Origin of the sequence: Pantoea sp. BJFS-204 (genome assembly GCF_049310725.1) — a bacterium.
Classification (GTDB): Bacteria; Pseudomonadota; Gammaproteobacteria; order Enterobacterales; family Enterobacteriaceae; genus Pantoea; species Pantoea agglomerans.
Window position 1 is genome coordinate 130181 of sequence record NZ_JBMOWE010000007.1, and the last position, 20675, is coordinate 150855.

15 protein-coding genes are annotated in these 20675 nt (G+C 58.0%); 12 read left to right on the forward strand and 3 right to left on the reverse strand.

What is annotated here, in order from left to right:
* Positions 1–403: 403 nt before the first annotated feature.
* The 7 genes from dppA (at position 404) to ACO6VX_RS18280 (ending at position 7634) form a co-directional block, all read left to right on the forward strand.
* Positions 404–2014 (forward strand): dipeptide ABC transporter periplasmic-binding protein DppA, encoded by a 1611-nt coding sequence (gene dppA, locus ACO6VX_RS18250; RefSeq protein WP_010671642.1) that lies wholly within the window; start codon positions 404–406, stop codon positions 2012–2014.
* A 171-nt stretch (positions 2015–2185) separates the two neighbouring features.
* Complete coding sequence (dppB, locus tag ACO6VX_RS18255; RefSeq protein ID WP_010257427.1) at positions 2186–3205, forward strand: dipeptide ABC transporter permease DppB; 1020 nt, start codon at positions 2186–2188, stop codon at positions 3203–3205.
* Positions 3206–3214: 9 nt separating this feature from the next.
* Positions 3215–4117: a dipeptide ABC transporter permease DppC gene (gene dppC / locus ACO6VX_RS18260; protein ID WP_010671643.1), complete on the forward strand. Its 903-nt coding sequence runs from the start codon at positions 3215–3217 to the stop codon at positions 4115–4117.
* 12 nt (positions 4118–4129) lie between these two features.
* The gene (dppD, locus tag ACO6VX_RS18265) at positions 4130–5116 is read left to right on the forward strand and encodes a dipeptide ABC transporter ATP-binding protein (protein WP_010257423.1); all 987 of its coding nucleotides are present in this window, start codon (positions 4130–4132) and stop codon (positions 5114–5116) included.
* Positions 5106–6128, forward strand: a complete 1023-nt coding sequence (dppF, locus tag ACO6VX_RS18270; RefSeq protein WP_010257422.1) for a dipeptide ABC transporter ATP-binding subunit DppF — start codon at positions 5106–5108, stop codon at positions 6126–6128. Before dppD ends, dppF begins: the two co-directional genes overlap by 11 nt.
* A gap of 242 nt (positions 6129–6370) precedes the next feature.
* Complete coding sequence (locus tag ACO6VX_RS18275; RefSeq protein ID WP_256378170.1) at positions 6371–6502, forward strand: hypothetical protein; 132 nt, start codon at positions 6371–6373, stop codon at positions 6500–6502.
* A 124-nt stretch (positions 6503–6626) separates the two neighbouring features.
* Complete coding sequence (locus tag ACO6VX_RS18280) at positions 6627–7634, forward strand: glycosyl hydrolase family 8 (RefSeq protein WP_010257420.1); 1008 nt, start codon at positions 6627–6629, stop codon at positions 7632–7634.
* Between the two features lie 128 nt (positions 7635–7762).
* Here ACO6VX_RS18280 and bcsG read toward each other — a convergent pair whose 3' ends face one another.
* From bcsG to bcsE, 3 genes are read right to left on the reverse strand one after another with little or no spacing between them, the layout of a single operon-like run.
* Positions 7763–9424, reverse strand: a complete 1662-nt coding sequence (gene bcsG, locus ACO6VX_RS18285) for a cellulose biosynthesis protein BcsG (protein WP_022624842.1) — start codon at positions 9422–9424, stop codon at positions 7763–7765.
* Positions 9424–9612 (reverse strand): cellulose biosynthesis protein BcsF, encoded by a 189-nt coding sequence (gene bcsF / locus ACO6VX_RS18290; protein WP_033767599.1) that lies wholly within the window; start codon positions 9610–9612, stop codon positions 9424–9426. Before bcsF ends, bcsG begins: the two co-directional genes overlap by 1 nt.
* Positions 9612–11147 (reverse strand): cellulose biosynthesis protein BcsE, encoded by a 1536-nt coding sequence (gene bcsE, locus ACO6VX_RS18295; protein WP_033767597.1) that lies wholly within the window; start codon positions 11145–11147, stop codon positions 9612–9614. The genes bcsF and bcsE overlap by 1 nt, the downstream gene beginning before the upstream one ends.
* 206 nt (positions 11148–11353) lie before the next feature.
* Between bcsE and bcsR the strand changes: the two genes are divergently transcribed.
* Genes bcsR through bcsC form a run of 5 tightly spaced genes read left to right on the forward strand, consistent with a single transcriptional unit; the run spans position 11354 to position 20635 of the window.
* Positions 11354–11551, forward strand: coding sequence for a cellulose biosynthesis protein BcsR (gene bcsR, locus ACO6VX_RS18300; RefSeq protein WP_010257416.1), 198 nt, complete (start codon positions 11354–11356; stop codon positions 11549–11551).
* Positions 11551–12282 carry a cellulose biosynthesis protein BcsQ gene (gene bcsQ / locus ACO6VX_RS18305; RefSeq protein ID WP_010257415.1) on the forward strand — a complete coding sequence of 244 codons (732 nt, stop codon included), beginning with the start codon at positions 11551–11553 and terminating at the stop codon, positions 12280–12282. Before bcsR ends, bcsQ begins: the two co-directional genes overlap by 1 nt.
* Positions 12279–14882, forward strand: coding sequence for a UDP-forming cellulose synthase catalytic subunit (gene bcsA / locus ACO6VX_RS18310; RefSeq protein WP_060681443.1), 2604 nt, complete (start codon positions 12279–12281; stop codon positions 14880–14882). The genes bcsQ and bcsA overlap by 4 nt, the downstream gene beginning before the upstream one ends.
* A gap of 4 nt (positions 14883–14886) precedes the next feature.
* A complete protein-coding gene (gene bcsB / locus ACO6VX_RS18315) occupies positions 14887–17175 on the forward strand; it encodes a cellulose biosynthesis cyclic di-GMP-binding regulatory protein BcsB (RefSeq protein ID WP_422458250.1) in 2289 nt (762 codons plus the stop codon).
* Positions 17168–20635, forward strand: coding sequence for a cellulose synthase complex outer membrane protein BcsC (gene bcsC / locus ACO6VX_RS18320; RefSeq protein WP_422458251.1), 3468 nt, complete (start codon positions 17168–17170; stop codon positions 20633–20635). The genes bcsB and bcsC overlap by 8 nt, the downstream gene beginning before the upstream one ends.
* Positions 20636–20675: the final 40 nt, after the last annotated feature.

Below are 20675 nucleotides of genomic sequence, written 5' to 3' on the forward strand. Positions count from 1 at the left end.
AATCGTTCAGTTATTCAACATTTGCCGGTAAAAGTTTTAAGTTTTTTAGCGGTGAGAATCACTAGCGATAGAACAACCATCCAGCACAATGCACGGAAATCAGACCAGCAGCGCTGTGCATTGTATGGCTTTTAGGCCGAAAGGGTTTTTATTACCGTTGCATGCTATCCCTCACACTCTGTGTAAATAAGTAACCGTTGTATTGACGTTCTTTGCAACTGTTGACAAATTGATGCGTCAATAAACGCGCAGTTACGGAATTTTCTGAATGCACCATCTGCATAAGAAAAAACAAAAAAAACGTAGCGTGCTTTAACCACCTGTTCGGTGGTACGCCTGAACCGCATAAAAAAATCAGAGGTCGGGCAATACACACAACATCACATCACAATGGAGCAAAAGCATGATCAACTCCCTGGCTAAATCCGGGATGCTGAAGGTCGGTCTGAGCCTGATTGCTATGACTGTCGCCGCCGGTGTTCAGGCAAAAACCCTGGTTTACTGTTCTGAAGGTTCTCCGGAAGGCTTTAACCCGCAGTTGTTCACCTCGGGCACCACCTACGATGCCAGCTCACGTCAGATCTACAACCGACTGGTTGAGTTCACTATTGGCACCACCGAACTGCACGCTGCGCTGGCAGAGAAGTGGGATGTCAGTGAAGACGGTAAAACTTACACCTTCCACCTGCGCAAAGGCGTGAAGTGGCAGACCACCAAAGATTTCAAACCGACGCGCGACTTCAATGCGGATGATGTGGTGTTCACCTTTGAACGCCAGCTGGATAAAAACAACGCCTATCACGGCGTATCCGGCGGCAGCTACGAATATTTCGAAGGCATGGACATGCCGAAGCTGATCAGCAAAATTGAAAAAGTGGACGAGAACACCGTGCGCTTTGTGCTGACGCGTCCTGAATCGCCGTTCCTTGCTGACCTTGGCATGGACTTCGCCTCGATTCTGTCGAAAGAGTACGCTGACAACATGCTGAAAGCGGGCACCCCGCAAAATGTCGACCTGAATCCGGTCGGTACCGGTCCGTTCCAGCTGCTGCAGTACCAGAAAGATTCGCGCATCCTTTACAAAGCTAACCCGGATTACTGGGGCACCAAGCCGAAAATCGATCGCTTAGTCTTCTCCATTACCCCGGATGCTTCAGTGCGTTACGCCAAGCTGCAGAAGGGCGAATGTCAGGTCATGCCCTATCCAAACCCGGCTGACATCGCGCGTATGAAGCAGGACAAAAACATCAACCTGTATGAGCAGGCTGGCCTGAACGTCGGCTATCTGTCGTACAACGTTGAGAAAAAACCGCTGGATAACCTGAAAGTGCGTCAGGCACTGACCATGGCGGTCAACAAAAAGGCGATTATCGAAGCCGTTTATCAGGGTGCAGGTCAGCCTGCTAAAAACCTGATCCCACCAACGATGTGGGGCTATAACGACGACGTGAAAGATTACGCCTACGATCCTGAGAAAGCCAAAGCGCTGCTGAAAGAAGCGGGCATGGCAGACGGCTTCTCAATCGACCTGTGGGCAATGCCGGTTCAGCGTCCGTACAACCCGAATGCACGCCGCATGGCTGAGATGATCCAGAGCGACTGGGCGAAGATTGGCGTCAAAGCCAAAATCGTCACCTACGAGTGGGGCGAATATCTGAAGCGCGCCAAAGCAGGTGAGCACCAGACCGTCATGATGGGCTGGACCGGTGACAATGGGGATCCGGATAACTTCCTGGCCACCCTGTTCAGCTGTTCAGCGGCAAAAGATGGCTCTAACTACTCGCGCTGGTGTGATAAATCCTTTGAGGATCAGATTCAGCCAGCTCGTGCCACCGCCGATCAGGCGAAGCGCATCGAGTACTACAAGCAGGCACAGGTTGTGATGCATGACCAGGTACCGGCGCTGATGATCGCGCACTCAACGGTATACGAACCGGTCAGCAAGAAAGTCTCCGGGTACAAAGTCGATCCGCTGGGCGGACACTACTTTGCTCAGGTAGACATTAAAGAATAATTGTCGCCTTTTCCGGGGCGGCTGCGCGTCGCCCCGGCTTTATCTCCCTGTTTTACTGGAAACGGTAGAGGCGCAGCCTGTCTGCGTCGCGGTCGGGCCTACCCGATCGTCAGATGTAAGCAATAACTACCCTCGCGGCGACGGTCGCGCGGACAAGAGAGAACCCGGATTATGCTGCAGTTCATACTCCGACGTCTGGGCCTTGTCATCCCAACGTTTATCGGTATTACATTACTCACCTTCGCATTTGTTCACATGATCCCCGGCGATCCGGTACTCATCATGGCGGGCGAACGCGGTATTTCTCCTGAACGCCATGCACAGTTAATGGCGCTGTTAGGTCTGGATCAGCCGCTGTGGAAACAGTACCTGAACTACATTAACGGCGTATTACATGGTGACCTGGGCATTTCACTTAAGAGCCGCATCCCGGTCTGGGATGAGTTTGTTCCGCGCTTCAAAGCGACGCTGGAACTCGGCATCTGCGCCATGATATTTGCCGTGGCCATTGGTATCCCGGTTGGGGTCATGGCCGCCGTGAAGCGGGGGTCGATTTTCGATCACACCGCCGTGGGGATCTCACTGACCGGCTACTCCATGCCGATCTTCTGGTGGGGCATCATGCTGATCATGCTGGTCTCGGTACAGCTCAACCTGACGCCGGTTTCCGGGCGGGTCGGCGACACCGTCTTCCTGGATGACACCATGCCGCTGACCGGCTTTATGCTGATCGATACCTTCTTCTGGGGTGAGCCGGGCGACTTCCACGATGCGGTGATGCACATGATTCTGCCTGCCATCGTGCTCGGCACCATTCCGCTGGCGGTGATTGTGCGAATGACGCGATCGGCGATGCTCGAAGTGCTGGGTGAAGATTACATCCGTACTGCGCGTGCCAAAGGCCTGACGCGGATGCGCGTGATCGTAGTGCATGCGCTGCGAAACGCCATGCTGCCGGTGGTTACGGTGATCGGCCTGCAGGTCGGCACCTTGCTGGCCGGGGCGATTCTGACCGAAACCATCTTCTCGTGGCCGGGCCTGGGTCGCTGGCTGATTGAAGCGTTGCAGCGCCGTGACTATCCGGTGGTGCAGGGCGGGGTGCTGCTGACAGCAGTACTGATTATTGTGGTCAACCTGCTGGTTGATCTGCTGTATGGCGTGGTTAACCCGCGCATACGTCATAAGAAATAAGGGGGCATCATGTCTGTTGTTGATCCCGGCAGCGTTACCGTTGCACCCAAGCCGATGACCCCGTTTCAGGAATTCTGGCACTACTTTAAACGTAACAAGGGCGCCGTTGTGGGCCTGGTCTACATCATCATTGTGTTGCTGTGCGCCATTTTTGCCGATGTGCTGGCCCCGCATGCCCCTGCTGAGCAGTTCCGCGATGCGCTGCTGCATCCGCCGGTCTGGCAGGAAGGTGGCAGCTGGAGCTACATTCTGGGCACCGACGATGTAGGCCGCGATGTGCTGTCGCGTCTGATGTACGGCGCGCGGCTGTCGCTGCTGGTTGGCTGCCTGGTGGTGGTGCTGTCACTGATTTTCGGCGTGATATTTGGCCTGCTGGCCGGTTATCTCGGCGGCGTGGTCGATGCCATCATCATGCGTGTCGTTGATATCATGCTGGCGCTGCCCAGCCTGCTGCTGGCGCTGGTGCTGGTCGCCATCTTTGGCCCCTCGATCGTTAACGCCTCCATCGCGCTGACCTTTGTGGCGCTGCCGCACTATATCCGTCTGACCCGCGCGGCGGTGCTGGTGGAAGTGAACCGCGACTATGTGACCGCCTCAGGCGTGGCCGGTGCCGGTATGCTGCGCCAGATGTTTGTGAATATTCTGCCTAACTGCCTTGCACCGCTGATCGTGCAGGCTTCATTAGGTTTCTCCAACGCCATTCTCGATATGGCGGCGTTGGGCTTTCTCGGTATGGGTGCGCAACCGCCAACGCCGGAGTGGGGCACGATGCTCTCCGACGTCCTGCAGTATGCGCAAAGTGCCTGGTGGGTAGTGACCTTCCCTGGATTGGTCATTCTGCTTACCGTGCTGGCATTTAACCTGATGGGCGATGGTTTGCGTGATGCACTCGACCCGAAACTCAAGCAGTAAAGAGGCACCGAGATGGCGTTATTAAATGTAGACAAACTATCGGTGCATTTCGGCGACGATAAAGCACCGTTCCGCGCGGTTGACCGCATCAGTTATCAGGTTGAGCAGGGCCAGGTCGTGGGTATCGTGGGCGAGTCCGGCTCTGGTAAATCGGTGAGTTCCCTGGCGATCATGGGGCTGATCGATTTCCCCGGCAAGGTGATGGCTGAGAAGCTGGAGTTCAACCAGCGCGACCTGCAGAACATCTCCGAACGTGAGCGCCGCCAGCTGGTGGGCGCCGAAGTGGCGATGATTTTTCAGGACCCGATGACCAGCCTGAATCCCTGCTACACCGTAGGTTTCCAGATCATGGAAGCGATCAAGGTGCATCAGGGCGGCAATAAACGCACCCGGCGTCAGCGGGCGATCGACCTGCTGAATCAGGTTGGTATTCCCGATCCCGCGTCACGGCTCGATGTCTATCCGCACCAGCTGTCGGGCGGCATGAGCCAGCGTGTGATGATTGCCATGGCGATCGCCTGTCGGCCTAAGCTGTTAATCGCCGATGAGCCGACCACGGCGCTCGACGTGACCATTCAGGCGCAGATCATCGAACTGCTGCTGGAGTTGCAGCGGCAGGAGAACATGGCGCTGATCCTGATTACTCACGATCTGGCGTTAGTGGCAGAAGCGGCGCACCACATTATCGTGATGTATGCCGGTCAGGTGGTGGAGAGCGGGAAAGCGACCGATATCTTTAAGGCGCCGCGCCATCCTTATACGCAGGCGCTGCTGCGTGCGCTGCCAGAGTTTGCGGCCGATAAAGCACGCCTGGCCTCGCTGCCTGGCGTGGTACCGGGCAAGTATGACCGCCCGATTGGCTGTCTGCTTAATCCACGCTGCCCCTATGCGACTGACCTTTGTCGTCAGGAAGAACCTGAACTGCGCACCATTCCAGGACGCCAGTCCAAGTGTCACTATCCGCTGGACGATGCCGGGAGACCAACTTATGAGTCATGAAACCACTAAAGATCAGTTCCTGCTGCAGGCGATTGATCTGAAGAAGCACTACCCGGTGAAGAAGGGGCTGTTTGGTCAGGAGCGTCTGGTCAAAGCGCTGGATGGCGTCTCTTTTAATCTGGAACGCGGCAAAACGCTGGCGGTGGTAGGCGAGTCAGGCTGTGGTAAATCCACGCTGGGCCGCCTGCTGACGATGATTGAAACCCCGACCGAAGGGCAGCTTTACTGGCACGGTCAGGATCTGCTGAAACATGATCCCCAGGCGCAGAAGCTGCGTCGCCAGAAAATCCAGATCGTGTTCCAGAACCCGTACGGCTCACTCAATCCACGCAAAAAAGTAAGCCAGATTCTGGAAGAGCCGCTGGTGATTAATACCCAGCTGACCCGCGCGGAACGTCGCGAGAAGACGCTGGAGATGATGGCAAAAGTCGGCCTGAAAACCGAGCACTACGACCGCTACCCGCACATGTTCTCAGGCGGGCAGCGTCAGCGTATCGCCATCGCACGTGGGCTGATGCTCGATCCGGACGTCCTGATTGCCGATGAGCCGGTTTCGGCGCTCGACGTGTCGGTGCGTGCCCAGGTGCTTAACCTGATGATGGATCTGCAGCAGGATATGGGGCTTTCTTATGTCTTTATCTCGCACGATTTGTCGGTGGTGGAACACATTGCCGATGAGGTGATGGTGATGTATCTCGGCCGGTGCGTTGAGAAGGGCAGCAAAGAGGCAATTTTTGCCAACCCGCGCCATCCTTATACTCAGGCTTTGCTGTCAGCGACGCCGCGGCTTAATCCAGACGACCGTCGTGAGCGCATTAAGCTGACCGGCGAGCTGCCGAGCCCGCTCAATCCACCGCCGGGCTGCGCCTTTAATGCGCGCTGCCACCGACGTTTTGGCACCTGCGTGCAGCTGCAACCGAAGCTGAAAAACTATGGCGGACAGGAGATTGCCTGCTTCGCGGTTGATCAGGATGAGAATCAACCGGTCGGCGTGGCAGAAAAGGTCGGTTAAACGTGATAAGGCTCCTGCGGGAGCCTTTTTTAATGGGCTTTCCCTTTCTCACGGTGCCGCCTGCGCGACGGCAAACGCATCGCGCCCGGCTTCTCCTTTTGGCATTATCAGGCATCATTGGTGGGGCGAGTGCAGCTGTTGCCGACACCCGATTCCCTTCTCGCTGCGATGTTTTGCGGCAGGGGTGCAGTAAAAACAGCGCCGGCTAAAACCCTGGTGCAGAATAGACACGGAGTAAAAGTGTGCTCGATAGCCGTCTGCCCGGCTATCGCACCGTTGATGACTACAATGAAAGCAGCGAGCTGATAGAGGATACGATTGCCCATGCCGGTCAATTACAGGCGGAATGGCTGTGTTGTAACAAGCAGGAATAACAATGAGGCCGCTGTCGTCGGGCGCGATTTGCTGGCGGCTGGCATGCGAAATGCAGGACCGTGGGGCATGTCTGAACTGAATGATAGCAGTACACAATATCATCAATATCTATAGGATGCGGGAATGAACATTAAGCCACTCTGGCTGGGATGGATCTGCGCTATTTTATTGCTGGCTGGCAGCGCGCAGGCTACGACCAGCGGCTGGGACAACTTTAAAAGTCGCTTTGTGACGGCTGAAGGGCGGGTCATCGACAATGCCAACAATAATGTCAGTCACACTGAGGGCCAGGGCTACGGCATGCTGCTGGCGGTGGCGAATGACGATCGCGCCACCTTTGATCGGCTGTGGCAGTGGACGCGCAGCCAGTTAGGTAACCCTCAAAACGATCTGTTTTACTGGCGCTATACGCCAGATACCGACAATCCGGTCGAGGATAAAAATAACGCCTCCGATGGTGATGTACTGCTGGCCTGGGCGTTGCAGCGGGCCGCGCAGAAGTGGCAGGTGGAGAGTTATCAGCAGGCGTCTGACCGCATTCAGCGGGCGATCGTCAGGCTGGATGTGATGAAGTTTGGCGGCTATACCGTGCTGTTGCCGGGCGCGCAGGGCTTCAATAAAACCAGCCAGGTAGTGCTCAATCCCTCTTACTTCCTGTTTCAGGCGTGGCGCGAGTTTGGTGAACACAGCCATCTTCAGGTCTGGGATAAGCTGATTAACGATGGCTTTGATCTGCTGGGTAAGCTGAGCTTTGGCAAAACCGGGCTGCCAATGGACTGGGTCGCACTGAATGCCGACGGTTCGGTTGCCCCGGCCGTCGGCTACTCGAACCGCTTCAGTTACGATGCGATTCGCGTGCCGCTGAACATCTGGTGGTATGACCCGCACAGTCTGGCACTGGTGCCGTTTCAGCGCGTCTGGCAGGGTTACAGCCGCATGCTGACACCCGCCTGGTTCGACGTGCTGGCGAACGCCCCTGCACCTTACCATCTTGAGGGCGGACTGCTGGCGGTACGTGACCTGACGCTGAATGAAACCGGCTATCTGAGCGATAAGCTGGCTGCGGATCAGAACTACTTTTCTGCCAGTCTGCAGTTGCTGACCTGGCAGGCGTTTCAGGAGAAGCGCTGATAACTGGCAGAATGGCGGCACTGGCCGCTATTCTGCCATCGACAGCCACGCGCTCAACAGGGAGCAGGCGCCGCGCCTGACCCGCCTTTAACTGCCGGGTCACGGCTCTGCAACCCGGCGGTTACGCGTTACTGCGGATAGGCGACCCAGTCGCCGCCGTTCAGCCTGATCCAGGGTTTGCCCTGATACATCATCACCACTGCACCGTCATTTTCCGACACCACCGGCGTCTGTGGCAGCTTGTCAGTCAGCACCGACATATTCACATTCGGGGCATTAAATACCTGCCCATCTACGACGCGCGACACAATCTCTGACAAGGCCAGCAGGCTGGTCGGCGCATCAATGTTCAATGGCTGAGCCTGATGCGGCGCCTTCATTCCGACGAATTTAATGCCCACCGGTACGTGAGTAATATCCGGGCTGGGAATATCGCGCAGTCCGGACATCTGCATTTTGTCTCCCTGCAGCGCGGCACCATGCTCGGGCACCACCAGTACCATAACGCGGCGGCCCGACTTCTCCAGTTGCGTCATAAAGGCATCAAGCTGATCGAATAGTAGTTGCGCGCGCGGTTTCCACGGTGCCGTTTTGGTGCTGCCGAGTTCGCGGGTGCCGTCGTGCAGCGGGATCAGATTGTAGAAAGTGGCGCTGCGTGCATCGCTGCTTTTGCTGCGGTCGTCCAGCCAGCGCTGCATCAGTTGCGCATCGTTGAATACCGGCGAGCCGTCGAATGATGTCAGTTCTGGTGCGATACCCGCCTGTGACATCAGCGGTGCCTGAATATCGCCGCCCTCGCGCACCTCCTTCAGATAGTTACCGAATACGCCGGTGTGATCCATCATCAACTGCTCTTTAAAGCCCAGCTTCGCCAGATTGTCGAACAGATAGCAACGCGGATCGGCAGGTTTATAGAGATCGCTATGCGAGGTCTGGCCACAACTGGCACGCAGCAGTCGGATACCCGCCGGTCCGCTGTAGCTGGTCGCGGCGTTGTAATTGCTCAGCATGATGTCGAAATGCTGCCACAGCGGATGGTTACGCAGCTGAGAAGCATCCATATCAGACCAGGCGAGCGAACAGATATTGATCACCAGGATGTCGAAAGGCTGCGAATCGGCAGGCAGATTGTCGGGAAAATGCGTCACGCGCTGGCGTTCACTTTCATGAAAGCGGTTCAGCCAGGCGGTGAGATTTGCGCTGGTCGGCGGCGCAGACTGCTCCAGTCCATCCGGCGTGGCGGCTGGCTGGCCGCCGCTGGGTGTCTGATTCAATACGACCTGTGGCGTGGCCGTCCGGGTCGGCAGCAGCGACATCGCCGGGCCAGCAATCGTCAGCACGTTAAGCCAGATCAGCATCAGGGAAACCAGCACCGTGATGCGAATCCATTGTGAAACAAACAGATAGAGAACCAGCAGCACAAAGGCGGCTCCCACCATTTGCCAGTTAATAAAGCGATCGGCCAGGTCGAGCAGATAGGCCGCAGAGAAGCCCGCCAGCTGATCGCCCTGGCTGAGTATGCTGCTGAGCCCTGGCAGCCAGGTGTCGTGCCAGAACAGCGCGATACCAACCGGAATCGAGATCAACTGGCGGATGCGATGCAGGCGCGCCGAGGGTAACGGAAAAAGCAGCCAGGCGAGAAACACCAGATTGCTCAGGGCGTGAAAATTGAGATAGCCATACCACAGCAGGCCGAACTTCAGTAAAAAGTAGAAATTCCAGCCGCCCAGTCCGCGCCAGGAGGACCAGAAGCGGGAAGAGGAGGCCGCCGCAGGTTGATCAGTATTCATTAATTTTTTCTATCCGTTTCAGAGGATTGACGCTGCCAGTGACCTTCCGATTTAAGCGCGCGCGCTGGCAACAAACGATTCATGATGCCGTTCCAGCGATGGGGTAGCCATTTTTGATATAACGGCTTTAAAAACAGCAGGATAACCAGAATAAGTAGCGCAATTTGTACCCAGTCCATCAGATTCATCAGGCTTTGTTCTCCGGCAGTAAAGTGATGGGCTGCGGTGCAGAGCGTTCATGTGTTTCAGGCCGGCTCTCAACGGCGGCGCGGGCCGTCTCTGATACCGGAGCCAGATCCTGAATTGCCATCGGCGTCAGTTTCTTAATATTGCTGACTTCCGCGAGGATCTGATTATCTTCAAACCAGACCATCCGGTTAGCAAACAGCTCGTCGTGAGGCAGAGAAAAAATATATTTCAATGCCTTATCAAGGTCGTTATAGCGGCAGGAAGAGAGGAAAAGGATGACACGATCTTCCAGTACCGTGACCAGGTCGCCAAAGCGGCGCGGTTTACAGAGCGTCAGGATTTGCTGAGGCTTAAGCTGTGGCACAGGCCGCAACGCGACCAGCAGGCCCTTATCATTTTCCGGCAGCAGGGTATTGCTGATCAACTGGCCGACTGACTGACAGAAGGCATCGAGACGCAGGTAGCCTTTCTCATGCAGAGGCTGCAACGAAGCGGTTAACGCCTCAAGACTGGCGGGAACGCGACGGTTAAACACCTGTCCCTGAAGGCCCTCCAGCGTGGTCAGAAAGCGCGACATTGTGGCGTTGGTCGGGACGATGGCGTTTACACCGCAGGCCAGCAGCAGACGTTCGTCGCTATAACGCAGGCTGGCACCCATCTCGCGCACCACAATTTTCAGGCCGTTGCCGCGTGTACGACGCAGGCTGTGCACCATCTTCGCCAGTTCGTTGATATATTCGCTGCGGGTCAGGCTGAAAATCACCGTTGCGGCATTGGCCTGCTGCGCCCGCAACCAGACCTGTTCATTATCCTCGAACAGTTGCCACTGGCGTGAAAGCGGCGGCGCGCCTTCGAGCACGATGTTGTCCGCAAGATAATGCTGCTCGTCGTTGAGGCTCAGTGGTTCCTGCTTTTCATTTAAGGTAAAAAAGCGTTCATTTTCACAGCCCAGACGTATTGCCCGATCGGCAAGCAGGCGTTCCGCGGCATACCACCAGTTAATTCGATACTGCCAGCTATCCTGCTGAAAGCTCAAATGCGCAACGCCATCCAGCTGACGAAAATAACGCTGAAGATGATTACTCAGATTTATTATTGTGGTGCCGGAGGTCACGATTAAAAGGGTGAGCTTTCTTTTATGCAGCGTCTGACGCATGCCCTTTATCCAGCGGGATAATTCTGCGTCATCAAGCTTATCCCATTGCGCTGCGTTGCTATTAAATATCACTAACCCATTTTTACTGCCGAGCGTGCGCAGAAAATCACTTTCCAGCTGCAACAAACTGCCTTTGCTTTTGGAAAGAGAAAACAGCGGAATACGATCGGGTCCGCCAGGTGGGTCGGGCGTCAGCAAATCACGCGGCGGCTGGTCAGCGCTGATCAGCGTTACGGCCTGCTGATGTGAAATTACCTGTCGAATAAAAGTGCGGGCGTCATCCTGCCGCGCACAGGTCACCCAATAACAGCCGGGCGTTTGCAATGCCGTTAATTCAGGCTGAACATGCAACAGCCCCAGCGAAAAAGAATTTTTCATATTGAATTCGTTATTTTTCCAGTCCAGGCTAGCTTATTATAGACAGGCCGGGATGTAACCTGAGAAATTTAAACATTGCTAATCACAGGCCGGCTCACATTGTTCTGCAATTGCCGCGTTTCTGGAAATATTTTTCAACTTTCCTTTACGCGTACGCGCAGTCGGTCATCCTGAGTGTGACGTTGTTTTATTTTTGGCGAACAGTAATGAAAAACCACAATCTCTATAACCCTGTTGCCGCTGATGGCGATCGTCAGGATGATATTAGTGCGTTGCGTGATGCGTTTTCTTTGCACTCTTTCCGCTATGTCGACATTGCGCGTGAAGAGCGCCTGAAAGCGATCGTGTCGCGCTGGCCGCTATTAGCGGAAACCCTTGCCAGCCAGTCTGAGACCGATCGCTGATGCCGCAGATCGCGCTTCAGGGCGTACGGGGCGGCGTCGGCACGACTTCTCTTTGTGCCGGATTAGGCTGGGCGCTGGCGGCACTCGGCGAACGAGTATTGTTGATCGATGGCTCCCCGGTCAGCCAGCTCGGCGTGCATTTTAATCTGCCCGCTCAGCAGGATAATGGCTGGATGAAAGCACTGTGTGAGGGCGGTGACTGGCAGCACAGCGGGCTTCGCTATCCCGATGGTCCTGATTTGCTGCCTCACGGGGTGCTGTCCCATCAGCATGCTTTGACTATTGCCAGACAGAATGAGGCGATCGCCGCGCCGCTGCTCCAGGCATTACCGGACCTGCGGGCGCGCTATCAGTGGATTATTTTCGATCTGCCTGCCGATACCCTGCCCTGGCATGAAACGCTCTATCCGACGCTGGACAGCCTGTTGTGTGTCACTCAGCCAGACGCGAATTGCCATTTACGGCTTAGCCAGCGCCAGTTTCCGGCGCGCACCCGGTTTATTATCAATCAGTTTAATGCCAACAGTCGTCTGCAGCAGGATCTGCATCAGCTCTGGATGGCCTCGCTGAATCCGCTGATACCGCTGCTGATCCACCGGGATGAGGCGCTGGCAGAAGCGCTGATGATGAAGCAGCCGGTCGGTGAATACCGGCCACATGCGTTGGTCAGTGAAGAGATCATCACGCTGGCAAGCTGGCTGCTGCTCAATCTGAATGGAGTGAGCTCTTGAATCCGTTGTGCTGGCTGTTAACAGCGCCCGCCTGGCAATCGCTGCACAGGGGCTATACCACCGCGCGAGGCAATGGCGCGTCCCGCTTCGCCAGTGCACTCCATCTGTTCTGGTCGGTGCTGGGCCTGATGCTGCTTCGCTTCGAAACGCCGGGCTGGCAGCGGATTATTCAGCAGCGCCGCCGGCTCTATCCGCACATTTCGCCGGAGCGGCCACGACCGCTGGATATCCTGCGTTATCTGATCCAGACGCTGTGGCTTTTGGTGATCCTGCCGCAGAGCGATCGCGATCGCGGCGGTTTCCGTGGCCTCGGTGCGCTGTCTGGCTGGCGCCACCATGGCTACCGCTGGCTGGACAAGGCCGTTGCCCACTCACAGACCCAGGGAATCGATGTGCGCATCGAACACTGGCTGAAGCGGCTGTCGCCGCTGGTGCGACGCAGCCTCTTCGCCGTCACTGCCCTGTTTGCCACGTTGCTGGCGCTGCTCTGTATCAGCCAGCCGTTTGGCCTGATGACGCAGTTTATCTTTGTGGTACTGCTCTGGAGTCTGGCGATGCTGGTACGACGCGTCCCGGGGCGTTTCCCGACCATGATGCTGATTGTGCTGTCGCTGACCGTATCGTGCCGCTACCTCTGGTGGCGCTATACCTCGACGCTGAACTGGGACGATCCGCTGAGTCTGGTGTTTGGTCTGCTGCTTATTGCGGCAGAGACCTACGCCTGGGTGGTGCTGGTGCTGGGCTATTTTCAGACGCTCTGGCCGCTTAACCGTCAGCCGGTGTCGATGCCTGTCGATCGGGATCAGTGGCCAGGCATCGATCTGCTGGTGCCAACCTACAACGAACCGCTCAGCGTGGTCAGACCCACCATCTACGCTGCCATGGGCATCGACTGGCCGAAAGACCGCCTGAATATCTATCTGCTCGACGACGGCGACCGGCCGGAATTCCGCGACTTTGCCGCCAGCGTGGGTATCAACTATGTCGTCCGTCCCACCCATGAGCACGCCAAGGCCGGCAATATCAATCACGCGCTGAAAAAGTACTGCCGCAGCGAATTTGTGGTGATTTTCGACTGTGACCATGTGCCGACGCGCGCCTTTTTGCAGATGACCATGGGCTGGTTTATTAAAGATCCCCGGCTGGCGATGATGCAGACGCCGCATCACTTCTTCTCGCCTGATCCGTTTGAGCGCAATCTCGGGCGGTTTCGTCGTACGCCCAATGAGGGTTCGCTCTTTTATGGGCTGGTGCAGGACGGTAATGATACCTGGGATGCCACCTTTTTCTGCGGCTCCTGCGCCGTGCTGCGCCGCAGCGCGCTGGATGAAATTGGCGGTATTGCGGTGGAAACCGTTACCGAAGATGCCCATACCTCGCTGCGGCTGCACCGGCGCGGCTACACCTCGGCCTACATCCGCATTCCTCAGGCGGCCGGACTGGCGACCGAAAGTCTGTCAGCGCATATCGGACAGCGTATCCGCTGGGCACGCGGTATGGTGCAGATCTTCCGCCTTGATAACCCGCTGTTTGGTAAGGGGCTGAAGTGGGTACAGCGGCTCTGTTATGCCAACGCCATGCTGCACTTTCTCTCTGGCATTCCGCGGCTGGTCTTCCTGCTGGCGCCGCTGGCGTTTCTGCTCTGTCATGCCTACATCATCTACGCACCTGCGCTGGCGATCGCCATTTATGTTTTGCCCCATATGCTGCATACCAGCCTCACCAACTCGCGTATTCAGGGACGCTGGCGACACTCTTTCTGGAGCGAGGTCTACGAGACGGTGCTGGCCTGGTATATCGCCCGGCCTACCACCGTGGCGCTGTTCAATCCTCATAAAGGGAAGTTTAACGTCACCGCAAAAGGCGGGCTGGTAGAGGAGGAGCATCTGGACTGGGTGATAACCAAGCCCTATATGCTGCTGGTGCTGCTCAACCTCGCAGGGGTTTTGATGGCGTTCTGGCGCATGCAGCACGGTCCGGCCAATGAGGTACTGACGGTATGGGTGAGCCTGATTTGGGTGCTCTACAACATGATTATTCTTGGCGGTGCGGTAGCGGTTTCGGTTGAAGCACGGCAGATCCGTGAGGCGCACCGGGTGGAGATCGCCATGCCGGCCGCCATTGCACGCGAAGATGGTCATATGCTGCCCTGTACGCTGCGTGACTACTCTGACGGCGGCGTCGGGCTGGAGATGCGCGAGCCGGATGCGCTGCGGGAGAATGAAAAAGTGTGGCTGCTGCTGCGTCGTGGACAGCAGGAGTTCAGCTTCCCGTGCCAGGTGCAGCGTGTCTTTGGCCACCGGGCTGGCGTGCGTCTCCATCAACTGACCACTCAGCAGCATATTGAATTTATCCAGTGTACCTTCGCCCGCGCCGATACCTGGGCGCTGTGGCAGGACGGTTTTCCGGAAGATAAACCGGTCCAGAGCCTCGCCGATATCATGATCCTCGGTTTCAAAGGTTACCTGCGCCTGGCGGAATATGGCCCGCCGCAGTTACGTCGGCTGTTTAACCTGCTTACCGTTGGGGTGAGCTGGCTGGCTTCGCTGTTGCCGCAAGGCATCGGACGTGTGCCAGCTTCAAAAAACGCATTGAGTTGATGATATGACGATACCGAGAGTAAACAGGTGGTTTGCCGCTCTGCTGCTGGGCAGTGCAACGTTAAGCTGTGCCGCCGCGCAGGAGGACGCGCCCGCAAACATCAATGGTGTAACGCCTGTGCAATCTTTACCGCAGGATAGCGGCGCGCCGCTGCGGAACAGCCAGCTGAGCTTTGCCCAGCTGGCACCGCCGCCTGGCAGCATGACGCTGCGTGGCACCCGCACCACCGGACAGATTGAGTTCGGTGTGCGCAGCGATGAGGTGGTGACGCGCGCGTTACTGAACCTCAGCTTTCGGCCTTCGCCCGCACTGCTGCCGACGCTGTCGCAGCTGAAGGTTTATCTCAATGATGAGCTGGTCGGTCTGATTACCCTGACGCCGGAACAGCTGGGTAAAGAGATCCAGACGCAGCTGTCGATCGATCCGCGTTACATCGCCGACTTTAACCGCGTGCGTTTCGAGCTGGTGGGCCACTACGCCAACGTCTGTGAAAATCCTGCCAATAGCGCAATCTGGCTCGATATCGGCAAACAGAGCGGCATCGATCTGACGCTGCAAAAACTGCCGCTGAAAAATGACCTCTCCCACTTCCCGGAACCCTTTTTTGATTCGCGGGATACGCGACCGCTGACCCTGCCGATGGTGTTCAGCGCCCAGCCGGATGTCACGCAGCAGCGGGCGGCCGCCATTCTTGCTTCCTGGTTTGGCAGCAAAACGGGCTGGCGCGGGCAGCGTTTCCCGGTGCTGTATAACCAGCTGCCGCAACAGCAGCATGCGGTGGTGTTTGCCACCAACGATGCGCGCCCGGATTTCCTGAAAGATCTGCCGCCGGTGACAAAACCCACAGTAGAGATTGTCAGCCAGCCCGATAATCCGTATGAAAAAATGCTGCTGATTCTGGGACGCAACGATGAGGACCTGCTGACGGCGGTTCAGGGTATCGCCCAGGGTGAGCTGCTGCTGCGCGGCGATACCTCAACCATCGACAGCGTGAAGCTGCTCTCCCCACGCCAGGCTTATGACGCCCCTAACTGGGTGCGGACCGATCGCCGCACCACTTTCGCCGAACTGACGCAATATGAGAATCAGTTGCAGTCTGATGGGGTGCAGCCTAATCCCGTCAGCCTGACCCTCAATCTGCCGCCCGATCTCTTCCTGGTTCGCGCGCGCGGTATCGACATGGATCTGAGCTATCGCTATACCGCGCCTTTCCAGTCGGATGGCTCACGGCTGGCGGTCAACCTGAATAATCAGTTCATTCAGGATTATCCGCTGCCGCCGAAAAATACGACGGGTCAGCAGCTGCTGCATATTCCGCTGATTCAGGGAATGCTGGACAAGAGCCATGAGCTGCTGATTCCGGCGCTGCGCCTCGGGGTGGTGAATCAGCTGCGCTTTGATTTTGATTACGCCAACATCACCATCAGCGGCAACGCGGATGGACGCTGTGAAACCGCAACGCCGATAACGCATCATGTGGTGGTGGACGACAATTCCAGCATCGATTTTTCCGGCTATCGCCACTACATCGAAATGCCGTCGCTGCGCGCCTGGGCGAATGCGGGCTTTCCGTTCAGCCGCTACGCCGATCTGGCGCAAACCCTGGTACTGATGCCGCCAAAACCCGATGCAGAGCAGGTCAGCACGCTGCTGAATACGTTGGGCAATATGGGTGCGCAAACCGGCTATCCGGCGCTGCGCGTTCAGTTGACCGATGACTGGGCCACGGCGAAGAAGCAGGATGTGGATCTGCTGATGATCGGTGTCATCCCCAAAGATCTTCAGGATGACCAGCGGATCCCGGCGCTGGTCGACGCCACCGCCAGCTGGCTGAAAGAGCCTGTGCGACAAATCACTCCGGAAGTGAACCCGCAAAGTCAGCGCGAGCAGGCGGCAGAAAGCACGACGACTATCAGCTCCCGCGGCCCGCTGGCAACGGTGATTGGCTTCCAGTCACCTTTTTACGATCAGCGCAGCGTTGTCGCGTTGCTCGCCGATGGCACGCCGCGCAGCTGGCAGTTGCTCAACGAGGCGATGGGTGACAGCGGCAAGCGTGGCACGATGTCTGGCTCCACCGTGGTGATCCGCGAGTCAGGGGTTAACAGTCTGCGCGTGGGAGAGAGCTACTACGTTGGTCATCTGCCGTGGTGGGAGCGTCTCTGGTCGCTACTCTCCGTCCATCCCTTCTGGCTGGCATTCTGCGCACTCTTTGTGGTGGTGCTGTTCGCGCTGATGACCTGGCGTCTGATGCGAATTATTACCCGTCGTCGTTTACTGGATGAAGATGAATAACGCACAGGTGCTGCGGGCAGGCATGCTGCTCGGCGCACTGAGTGCGCTGCCGGGGCTGGCTGCACCGGTCGACGGATCGGAGGTGTCGCCGGTCGAATGGTTGCTGTCACAGGTACGCACCGGCGAGTCGACCAACAAATACGATCTGGTGCAGCAATCGCTCTACCGGCTTGAGAAGATCGATCCCGATAATCCGCAGGTGCTGGCGGCTCGCCTGCGGCTGGCGCTGCGTCAGGGCGATATCCCTAAAGCGCAGATGCTGCTGGAGCAGCTGAAAAAGGTTGCGCCCGACTCCGCCGCGACGCGTGAATCCGCCGTCGGCCTGACGCTGATATCGTCGGATGGGCGTCAGCAGTTGCAGCAGGCGCGCCTGCTCGCCACCTCGGGGCGCCTGGCGGAGGCGAAAAGTGCTTACGATGCATTGTTCGGAGGGGTTTTTCCGGATGCGAACACGGCGCTGGAATACTGGCGGCTGCTGGCACGCATTCCCGGTCAGGAGAGCGTCGCTTACCAGCAGCTGCAGGCGCTGGAGCAGCGCTACCCGGGCAATATCGGGGTTGAGTTGCAAATTGCACGCATGGCATTTGATCAACAGCAGCCGGAGCAGGCGATAGCGCAGTTGAAAAAGCTGGCAAACAGCAACGGCGGACGCGCCGCCGCCGCCGATCTCTGGCTGCAGCAGATCAACGATCAGCCGGTCAGCGACAGCAGCGTGGCGCAGTTAAACGCCTACCTGGCTGTTTTTACCGACGGCGACGCACACCAGCAGGGCGCGGATGTGCTGGCGAAGCAGCAGGCGCAGCTCGCCGATCCCGCCTATCGCGAGCGGATGCGTGGCCTGGCGCTGGTCGAGGCGGGCGATGTGAATAATGCGATGGCAGCGCTTAGCCGGGCACTGAAGGATAACCCCAACGACGCCGAATTGATGGGTGCAATGGGGCAGACTCAGGCACGTGCCGGCCATCGTGATGTGGCGGTGCTCTGGCTGGAACGCGCCGTTGAGGCGGGCAAGCAGAGCACGTTGATCGGCAAATGGCAGTCACTGCTGCAGACTAACCGTTACTGGCTGGCGGTCGAACAGGGCGACAAGGCGCTGGCGCAGCATGACGTTGAGGGAGCCGAACGCGCCTACCGCGCCGCACAGAAAATTGATAGCACCGACAACTATGCCCTGATTGGCCTGGGCGATGTGGCGATGGCGCGCAAAGATGCGGCAGGTGCCGAACTGTTCTGGCAGCATGCGCTGCGGCTGGACGCGACCAACACCACCACCGTGCGTCGCCTGGCCGGGCTTTATCAGGCCGAGTCGCCTGCCCGCGTCATGCAGTTTATCAGTACGCTACCCGCCGGGCAGCAGCGCGAGATGGCGGGAACGTTGCGCGCGCTGCGCAGTGACAGCCTGCGCGCCGAGGCCGATGCGCTCGCCCGGCAGAATAAATGGCCGCAGGCGGCAGAGAAGTATCGGGCGGCGCTGGCGCTGCAGCCGGATGACGTCTGGCTCAGTTATCGGCTGGCGAGCGCGCTACGCGACGGTGGGGCCATCCAACAGGCGGATGCGCAGATCGCGACGCTGCAACAGCAGCATCCCGGCGATGCGACCGCGCTCTACGCCGCCGCGCTCTACCTTTCCAGCCGGGATAATGATGACGCCGCACTGGCAACGCTGCATCGCCTGCCTGAAACGCAGTGGAACAGCAATATGCATGAGCTGGCTGACCGGCTCGGGCAGGATAAAATTTTTGCCAGCGCCGAAGCGCTTCGTGCGGCAGGGCAGGAGCGGGCAGCGGTGACGCTGCTTTACCAGCAGCCGGTTTCCAGCCGACGCGACCTGACGCTGGCCGACTGGGCGCTGGCTCGCGGGGACGCGCAGCAGGCACTGGAGACCTATCAGCAGGTGCTATCGCGCGAGCCGGATAGCGGCGATGCGGCGCTGGGACGAATCGAAGCGCTGGTCGCGCTCCAGCGCAACAGCGAAGCACGACAGGCACTTGAGCAGCAGCCAGCCCAGCCCAACACTCTTAATGCCGATCGCCGCGCCGCGCTGGCATGGCAGGCGGTGGGCGAAACCACGCAGGCTGCCGTGCGCTTTGCCAGCCTGAAGCAGCGCGCTGCGTCACTGCCGCCATCACAGGATAAGGCACTGGTGTTTCGTGATGCGGCACGGCTGGAGCGCACACAGCAGCAGCCAGAGATCGCGCTGGCGGATTATCGTCAGGCGATGACGGCCAGCGGTATCGGCAGCGGCGAAAGTATCAGCCGCGCGACACGCTCTCAGGAACAGGATGACTGGCTGAAGCGCAGTATTCGCAGCGACACCGCAGATCTCTATCGTCAGCGTGAGACCACGCTGACGGTGCAGCAGGATTATTCGCGCAATAAGGGTACGGCTGGGGTCTCCGACTTTACTGCCCATACCACCATGCTGCAGGCGGAAAGTCCGTTTGCCGACGGACGCGGCTTTTTCCGTCTCGACCAGGTGGACGTCTCGGCAGGAAGTTTTACCACCCGCAACGGCAGCTTCGACGAGCAGTTTGGTAGCTGCGACGACGCCAGTTCCGGCGGATGCAGCCGCGATGCCAGTCAGCGCGCCGAGGGCACTGCGCTGGGCGTCGGCTGGCATAATGACCGCTGGTCAGCGGATCTGGGTACCACGCCGCTGGGCTTTGAGGTGACCAACTGGACCGGCGGCCTGAGCTGGAAAACTGACGTCAGGGATCTTGGCGTGACGCTGACCGCCTCGCGACGGCCGATCGCCAGTTCGCTGCTTTCCTACGCGGGCGCGCGCGATCCATCAGCCAACGGTGGAAAAAGCTGGGGCGGCGTAGTGGCAACGGGTGGCAGCATCGGGCTGAGTTACGATCAGGGCGGCGCACACGGCGTCTGGGGCGACATCAGCGCGCATCAGATCACCGGTAAAAACGTTGCGGATAACAGTCGCGAGCGCTTAATGGCCGGCTACTACTACAAGCTCATTAATAGCGATAATCGCCGGGCCACCGTCGGGCTGAACAGTATGCTCTGGCACTATCAGAAGGATCTCAGCGATTACACCTTCGGTCAGGGCGGCTACTACAGTCCGCAGCAGTATCTCTCCTTTTCCGTGCCGGTCACCTGGCGACAGCGGACAGAAAACTGGTCGTTCGACCTGGGCGGCTCGGTTTCCTGGTCACATTCGAAAACGGATGCGCAGCAGCGCTATCCGGTCAATCCCGGCTTTACCCTGGCCAGCAATCCCGTTTCCGCCAGCAGCACCGGCAGCGGCACGGGGTATACGCTGCAGGGCGTGGTTGAACGTCGTATCACGCCCGACTGGTTTATCGGGGTGGGCGTCGATATTCAACAGGCGAAAGACTATACCCCAAGTCACGGGCTTATCTACGTGCGTTACTCTGCCGCAGGCTGGGAAGGGGATCTGGATATGCCGCCACAGCCGCTGACCCCTTACGCGGATTTCAAATAATCCCGACCAGGAAAAAGCCGGACTTTTCAGACGGTAAAAA

Bases quoted from the DNA above. Each gene is read 5' to 3' on its own strand.
- bcsG (WP_022624842.1), bottom strand. From the start codon at position 9,424: ATGAATACTGATCAACCTGCGGCGGCCTCCTCTTCCCGCTTCTGGTCC.
- dppC (WP_010671643.1), top strand. From the start codon at position 3,215: ATGTCTGTTGTTGATCCCGGCAGCGTTACCGTTGCACCCAAGCCGATG.
- dppB (WP_010257427.1), top strand. From the start codon at position 2,186: ATGCTGCAGTTCATACTCCGACGTCTGGGCCTTGTCATCCCAACGTTT.
- bcsB (WP_422458250.1), top strand. From the start codon at position 14,887: ATGACGATACCGAGAGTAAACAGGTGGTTTGCCGCTCTGCTGCTGGGC.
- dppA (WP_010671642.1), top strand. From the start codon at position 404: ATGATCAACTCCCTGGCTAAATCCGGGATGCTGAAGGTCGGTCTGAGC.
- bcsQ (WP_010257415.1), top strand. From the start codon at position 11,551: ATGCCGCAGATCGCGCTTCAGGGCGTACGGGGCGGCGTCGGCACGACT.
- ACO6VX_RS18280 (WP_010257420.1), top strand. From the start codon at position 6,627: ATGAACATTAAGCCACTCTGGCTGGGATGGATCTGCGCTATTTTATTG.
- dppD (WP_010257423.1), top strand. From the start codon at position 4,130: ATGGCGTTATTAAATGTAGACAAACTATCGGTGCATTTCGGCGACGAT.
- dppF (WP_010257422.1), top strand. From the start codon at position 5,106: ATGAGTCATGAAACCACTAAAGATCAGTTCCTGCTGCAGGCGATTGAT.
- bcsF (WP_033767599.1), bottom strand. From the start codon at position 9,612: ATGAATCTGATGGACTGGGTACAAATTGCGCTACTTATTCTGGTTATC.
- bcsR (WP_010257416.1), top strand. From the start codon at position 11,354: ATGAAAAACCACAATCTCTATAACCCTGTTGCCGCTGATGGCGATCGT.
- bcsE (WP_033767597.1), bottom strand. From the start codon at position 11,147: ATGAAAAATTCTTTTTCGCTGGGGCTGTTGCATGTTCAGCCTGAATTA.
- bcsC (WP_422458251.1), top strand. From the start codon at position 17,168: ATGAATAACGCACAGGTGCTGCGGGCAGGCATGCTGCTCGGCGCACTG.